The sequence below is a fragment of the Duganella sp. BJB1802 genome, from assembly GCF_013369445.1.
In the GTDB taxonomy this organism is placed as follows: domain Bacteria; phylum Pseudomonadota; class Gammaproteobacteria; order Burkholderiales; family Burkholderiaceae_D; genus Rugamonas; species Rugamonas vulcania_A.
This window is the reverse complement of sequence record NZ_JABWEF010000031.1, coordinates 41,811-48,051: the sequence shown is the minus strand read 5'-3', so window position 1 is coordinate 48,051 and position 6,241 is coordinate 41,811. Positions and strand designations below refer to the sequence as shown.

Sequence of the window (6,241 nt, the reverse complement as noted above, 5' to 3'; positions counted from 1 at the left end):
GCATTGCAGCCCGATGAAGCGCCTGCGCGGCTTGGCGCTGGCGCTGGCCGCGCTGGGCCTGTGCGGCGCCGTGTGGGCGCAGGGCGCGCAGAAGGCGCGTCCCGCCGCGGCAGGCGCCGTTGCGGCGGCGGCCGCGCCCGAGCCGGACCGCTCGCCGCTGGTCAAGGTCGCCGACGGCCGCATGCTGGCGCCCGACATCGCCCGCATCGTCAACCACGGCGAATTGCTGGTCGCCATGCTGAGCACCGACAACCCGCCGTTCTTCTCCGTCAAGAACGGCGAACTGGTCGGCACCGACATCGACCTGGCGAAGTCGATCGCCTCCGAACTCGGCGTATCGGTGCGTTTCGACCGCAGCTACAAGACCTTCGACAGCGTGGTCGAGGCGGTGGCGGTGGGCAAGGCCGACGTGGCCGTCAGCCGGCTGGGCCGTACGCTCAAGCGGGCGCAGATGGTGCATTTCTCCATCTCCTACATCAAGCTGGGCCACGCGATGCTGATCAACCGCATGCGCTTCGCCCAGCTGGCCGGCGACCGCACCTTGCCGCAGGTGGTGCGCGACTACACCGGCACGCTGGGCGTGCTGGCCGGCTCGTCGTGGGAGGAGTTCGGCCGCCGCAACTTCCCCAAGGCCAAGCTGGTCAAGTATCCCACCTGGCCCGACCTGATCGAGGCGACCAAGAAAGGCGAGGTGACGGCGACCTACCGCGACGAGATGGAAGTGGTGCAACTGATGCGCGAGGAGCCGGGCCTGGCGCTGACCCTGCGCACCGTCACCTTCAGCGACCTGGAGGCGCCGCTCAGCGTCATCGTCGGCATCCGCGACCTGACGCTGCTGTCCTTCGTCAACGAGTTGATCGCGCAGCGGCCCGTGCAGCCCACGGCCGACAGTGTGCTCCGAGCCCTCAAATAAGGAAACCACGTGGACGCTCCCATCAGCATGCAACGCTTCCAGCAATGGGCCCTGAACCCCTGGACCGTGGTCGGCTGCGTGCTGGCCGGCGGAACGCTGGGCTGGGCGACGCCGTCGCTGTCGCGCTACCTGGGCGTGGTGGGCGTGGTGTATGTCGACCTGCTGAAGATGATCGTGCTGCCGTTCATGATCTCGGCCGTCATTTTCAGCCTGCAGAACCTGTACCGCGACGGCGGCGCGGCGCGCATCTTCAAGCGGGTGGTGGTGGTATTCATCACCTTCTCGATGGTGGTGGCGGTGACGGCGACGCTGTCGTCGCTGCTGGTGCGGCCGGGCGGCCCCCAGCCCCCCCCCCCCCCCCCCGCCCGGGGGGCCCCCCCCCCCCCGCGCGGGCGCCCCCCCCCGCCGCCGTGCCCGCCATGCCCGGCGCGGCGGACCCGGTACAGAACATCGTGGCCAACGCCGCGTCCGGCGCCACGCCGCCACCGGAGGCGCCGCCCGCCGGCGCCGCCGACGCGCCCGCGCCACCGGCCTCGTCCGCCGTCCAGCTGAGCGGCGTGCTGCGCGGCAGCAGCGGGCGCACCACCGTCTGGCTCAACCAGGTGCCGCAGACCGGCGGCGTCAAGGCCGGGCCGGGGACGGCGGTGTCGCTGCGGCTGTCGTCCGGCCGCCGCCTGATCATGAAACCCGGCCAGAGCTTCGACCCCGACAGCGGCAGCGTGCAGGAAATCGGCCGCTAGCCGGCGCCCCCTCATCCATCGGTCCCTACGCCATGAAGAAACACAGACAATCCGGCTTCACGCTGGTCGAAATCGCGATCGTGCTGGTCATCGTCGGCCTGATGATAGGCGGCCTGCTCACGCCGTTGAGCATGCAGCTGGAGCAACGCAAGATCGCGGAAACCCAGAAATCGATGGAAGACGCGCGCGAGGCGCTGATCGGCTTCGCGATCCGCAACGGCTACCTGCCCTGCCCGGCGATCTCGGCCAGCAACGGCCTGGAGGCGCGCGACGGCAACCACTGCGCCGGCGACCGCCGCAGCGGCTATCTGCCCTGGGCCACGTTGGGCCTGGGCAAGCTCGACGGGTGGAATCATCTGTTCCGCTACAGCGTCACGTCGGCCTTCAGCAACAGCGGCCTGCTGTTCAACCTGCACACGCCGCGCGACATCACCGTCGCCACCCGCGACGCCTCCGGCCAGCTGGTGGCGGCCACCGGCGTCAACGACATCCCGGCGGTGATCATCTCGCACGGCAAGAACGGCTACGGCGCCAGCAACGAGCTGGGCGGGCTGATCGCCAACGCGGCCACCGGCAACAGCGACGAGCAGATCAACGCCGGCTCCGACACCCAGTTCGTCAGCCGCGACGCCACCGACACCGCCGCCGCACCGGGCGGCGCGTTCGACGACATCGTGGTCTGGCTCTCGCCCAACATCCTGTACAACCGCATGGTCGCGGCGCAGAAGCTGCCATGACGGCCGCGCTGGTCATCGCCCGCTACACGCTGCTGGAGGCGCTGCGCAACCGCCTGCTGTGGTTGCTGTTGCTGGTGCTGGCGGCGGCCGTGTGCGCCGGCGGCTTCCTCGGCCAGCTGGCGCTGACCGAGAGCCGCCAGTTGCAGGCGGCGCTGCTGGCGGCCGTGCTGCGGCTGGCGGCGGTGTTCCTGGTCGCCACCTTCGTGGTCAGCAGCATGGCGCGCGAGGCGGCCGACAAGGGCGCCGAGCTGTTGCTGGCGCTGGCCCTGCCGCGCGCCGTGTACGTGCTCGGCAAGCTGGCCGGCTTCGCCGCGCTGGCGCTGCTGCCGGCGCTGCTGTTCGGCGCGGTGGCGCTGGCCTTCGCGCCATTCGACCAGGCGGCGCTGTGGGCCGCCTCGCTGCTGGGCGAGCTGTGGATCGTGGCCGCCTTCAGCCTGCTGTGCTCGCTGACCTTGAGCCAGACCCTGCCGGCGCTGACGGCGGCCGGCGCCTTCTACCTGCTGGCGCGCGTGCTGGGCACGCTGCAACTGCTGGGCCATGCCGGCGCCGCCCAGGCCGACGCCGGCCAGCGCTGGCTGACGCGCGGCATCGACGCGCTGGCGCTGCTGCTGCCGCACCTGGACGGCTTCACCCGCACCGAATGGCTGCTGTACCACACCGGCGGCCTGGCCGACCTGGCCAATGTGGCGGCGCAGACCGCGCTGGCGGTCGGCCTGCTGACGGCCGCCGCGCTGTTCGACCTGTACCGGAAGAACCTGTGAACACGCCGGCCCGCCCGCCATCATCGGTGCCGCCGGCGGCGCCGTTCGGCCTGCATCGGGACTATCCATGAACACACCGGCCCGTCCGCTGTCGTCGGTGCCGCTGGCCGTGCGCCTGCTGCTGGCGGCGGCGCTGGCCCTGCAGCTGGGCTGGCAGGCCGGCCGGCCGCCGCCGCGCGCGCGGGCCGAGGCGCTGCCGCCGGCGCCGTCGCCGGCCACGCTGCGGTTGACCAGCTTGGGCGATCCGCTGGCGCTGGCGCGGCTGCTGATGCTGTACGTGCAGGGCCACGACGACCAGGCCGGCGTCGCCATCGCCTGGCGCGACCTCGACTACGGCCGCATCCGCCAGTGGCTGGAGCGCGTGCTGGAGCTCGATCCGCGCAGCCAGTATCCGCTGCTGGCCGCCAGCGAGGTGTACGGCGCGGTCGGCGATCCGGCGCGGGTGCGGCAGATGCTCGAGCTGGTCTACGAGCGCTTCGGCGAGGACCCGGACCGGCGCTGGCCATGGCTGGCGCACGCGGCCGTGGTGGCACAGCACCGGCTGCACGACCTGCCGCTGGCGCGCCGCTACGCGCAGGCGATCCGGCTGCACGCCACCGGCCCGCAGGTGCCGGCCTGGGCGCGCGAACTGGAGCTGTTCGTGCTGGAGGACATGGACCAGGCCGAGGCCACGCGGGCGCTGATCGGCGCATTGCTGTCGAGCGGCCAGATCACCGACGCCAACGAACTGCGCTTCCTGGAGCGGCGGCTGCAAAACCTGCCGCCGCCGGCCCGTCAGCCAGCTCATCAACCACGCTAGGCGGGACGGCACTTTCCGTCTATCATGATGGTTACCGAGCGCGAAGTCTTTGCGCCACCGACACCGTTACGAAAGGATGCCCCATGCAGCGAGCCCAACGCGGCTTCACCCTGGTTGAGATTGCGATTGTCCTGGTCATCATCGGCCTGCTGCTGGGCGGCGTGCTGAAGGGACAAGGGCTGATCGACAGCGCCAAGGTCAAGAACATCATCCAGCAATCGAACTCCCTGTCGGCGGCGGTCAACTCCTACCAGGACAAGTTCCACGCCCTGCCCGGCGACGATCCGCAGGCCACCACGCACGCGCCCGGCGCCACCGGCAACGGCAACGGCGACGGCCAGATCACCGAATACCAGCTGGCGCCGCAGCACCTGGCGCTGGCCGGCTTCATCACCGGCTCGTTCAACGGCACCACCGACTTCATGACCAGCGCGCAGGGCGGCGCGGTCTACATCTACAACGACGTGGTGGGCGGGCGCGGCGGCAACGGCATCCGCCTCGACAACCTGCCGGACTCGTTCGCCGAACAGGTCGACAGCAAGCTCGACGATGGCAAATACAACACCGGCTCGGTGCGCGCCACCGCCGCCTACACCAACAACGGCACGGTCATCCAGCGCACCGCGCTGTTCTTCTGACCGCGCGCCGCGCCTCAGCGCGCGGCCAGCAGCGCGCCCAGCCCCACCAGCAGGCCGCCGAACACGCGGTCTATCCAGTGCCGCGCCCGCAACAGGCGGGCGCGCACCGTCCCGGCCGAAAAGCACAGCGCCACCAGGCAGAACCAGACCACGTGCGCCGCCACGATATAGGCCCCATAGGCCAGCTGGACGGCGAACGGCGTCTCCGGCCGCACCGCCTGCATGAACAGGCTGACGATGAACACCGTGGTCTTGGGATTGAGCAGGTTGGTCAGGAAACCGGTGCGCAGCGCCGCCAGGTCGGACAACGCCACCGGCGTCGTCCCCTGGCCCGCCGCGCCGGGCCGCGCGCGCAGCATCCGCAGGCCCAGCCAGACCAGGTAGGCCGCGCCGGCCAGCTTGATCGCGTTGAACAGCCACAGCGAATTGCGGATCAGCAGGCCCAGGCCCAGCAGCGTGTAGCCCACATGGATCACCACGCCCAGCCCGATGCCGACGGCGGTCAGCACGCCGGCGCGCCGCGACAGCATCAGGCTGTTGCGCGAGACCATGGCGAAATCCGGCCCGGGGCTGATCACCGCGAGCAGCGTAATGGTGATTACAACTATCATTTCGGTCATACCGCATCCCTTCATTGAATTGAACCAGCGGCCATGCTAAAGGCTACAATCGCCTCAACATAACGATCAATTCTGACCATCATGGTGACTCCAGCTCACAGAATGCCATCGCTGACGGCGTTGCGCTGCTTCGAGGCGGCCGCCCGGCTGGAGCATTTCGGCCGTGCCGCCGAGGCCCTGCACCTGACCCACGGCGCCATCAGCCGCGCCGTGCGCGCGCTGGAGGACGACCTGGGCGTGCCGCTGTTCGAACGGCGCAGCCGCCGGGTCTTCCTCACCGACGCCGGCCGGCTGCTGGCGCGCGCGGTGCAATCGGGCTTCGGCGTGATCGAGCAGGCGGTCGGCGAACTGCGCGCCGGCGCCGGCCCCAGGCGGCAACTGGTGCTGTCGTGCGAACCGACGCTGCTGATGCGCTGGCTGATCCCGCGCTGGCCGGCGTTCCAGGCCGCCCATCCCGACGCCGACTTCCTGCTGGTGGCCGGCGGTGGCCCGTTCGCCTTCGACGGCGGCATCGACCTGGCCATCCGGCGCGGCGACTTCGGCTGGCCGGAACACTTCCACGCGCACGCCCTGTTCGCCGAACAGGTCGGCCCCGTCTGCCGGCCGGACAAGGCGGCGCAGTGGTTCGCGCCCACGCTGCGCCCCGACGCCCCGCGCCTGCACGCGCGCAGCCGTCCCGACGCCTGGCGCGACTGGGCCCGCGCCGCCGGCATCCGGCACAGGCAAGGCGGCGCCGGCCAGTCCTTCGAACATTTCTACTTCAGCCTGCAGGCGGCCGTGGCCGGACTGGGCGTGGCCATCGGCCCGCGCCACCTCGTGTGCGACGACCTGGCATCCGGCCTGCTGGCGGCGCCGCTCGGCTTCGTCGCGGACGGCACCAGCTACTACCTGCTGTCGGCCGCGCCGCTGGCGGAGGCCTCGCCCCAGCAGGCGGTGCTGGACTGGCTGCGTGGCGCCGCCGCCGACAGTTGAAAATAAAAAGCACGCACGTACTTTTATTGGACTAGAATAGCTGCTACTCACAACAGCGGGA

Annotated in this window: 8 protein-coding genes and 1 pseudogene; 8 read left to right on the top strand and 1 reads right to left on the bottom strand. The window is 70.7% G+C overall.

Annotation, left to right across the window (positions count from 1 at the left end; all coding sequences use genetic code 11):
• The 7 genes and pseudogenes from HUX88_RS30835 to HUX88_RS30805 all read left to right on the top strand — a co-directional run.
• Positions 1–913, top strand: a 913-nt coding sequence (locus HUX88_RS30835) for a transporter substrate-binding domain-containing protein (RefSeq protein ID WP_308937161.1), incomplete at its 5' end; no start/stop codon positions are given.
• Positions 914–940: 27 nt separating this feature from the next.
• Positions 941–1,189: pseudogene (locus HUX88_RS30830) on the top strand (sodium:dicarboxylate symporter); the annotation flags it as partial.
• A gap of 134 nt (positions 1,190–1,323) precedes the next feature.
• On the top strand, positions 1,324–1,653 hold the full coding sequence (locus tag HUX88_RS30825) for a hypothetical protein (RefSeq protein ID WP_176364209.1): 330 nt from the start codon (positions 1,324–1,326) through the stop codon (positions 1,651–1,653).
• Between the two features lie 32 nt (positions 1,654–1,685).
• Positions 1,686–2,390 carry a type II secretion system protein gene (locus HUX88_RS30820; protein ID WP_117010235.1) on the top strand — a complete coding sequence of 235 codons (705 nt, stop codon included), beginning with the start codon at positions 1,686–1,688 and terminating at the stop codon, positions 2,388–2,390.
• Positions 2,387–3,151, top strand: coding sequence for an ABC transporter permease (locus tag HUX88_RS30815; protein ID WP_176364235.1), 765 nt, complete (start codon positions 2,387–2,389; stop codon positions 3,149–3,151). The genes HUX88_RS30820 and HUX88_RS30815 overlap by 4 nt, the downstream gene beginning before the upstream one ends.
• Positions 3,152–3,218: 67 nt before the next feature.
• The gene (locus HUX88_RS30810; RefSeq protein WP_176364234.1) at positions 3,219–3,950 is read left to right on the top strand and encodes a hypothetical protein; all 732 of its coding nucleotides are present in this window, start codon (positions 3,219–3,221) and stop codon (positions 3,948–3,950) included.
• An 83-nt stretch (positions 3,951–4,033) separates the two neighbouring features.
• On the top strand, positions 4,034–4,588 hold the full coding sequence (locus tag HUX88_RS30805) for a prepilin-type N-terminal cleavage/methylation domain-containing protein (protein WP_117010232.1): 555 nt from the start codon (positions 4,034–4,036) through the stop codon (positions 4,586–4,588).
• Between the two features lie 14 nt (positions 4,589–4,602).
• Here HUX88_RS30805 and HUX88_RS30800 read toward each other — a convergent pair whose 3' ends face one another.
• Positions 4,603–5,208 (bottom strand): LysE family translocator, encoded by a 606-nt coding sequence (locus HUX88_RS30800; protein ID WP_176364233.1) that lies wholly within the window; start codon positions 5,206–5,208, stop codon positions 4,603–4,605.
• A gap of 81 nt (positions 5,209–5,289) precedes the next feature.
• Here HUX88_RS30800 and HUX88_RS30795 point away from each other — a divergent pair, with 81 nt between their 5' ends.
• Positions 5,290–6,180 (top strand): LysR substrate-binding domain-containing protein, encoded by an 891-nt coding sequence (locus HUX88_RS30795; RefSeq protein WP_176364232.1) that lies wholly within the window; start codon positions 5,290–5,292, stop codon positions 6,178–6,180.
• Positions 6,181–6,241 lie beyond the last annotated feature (61 nt).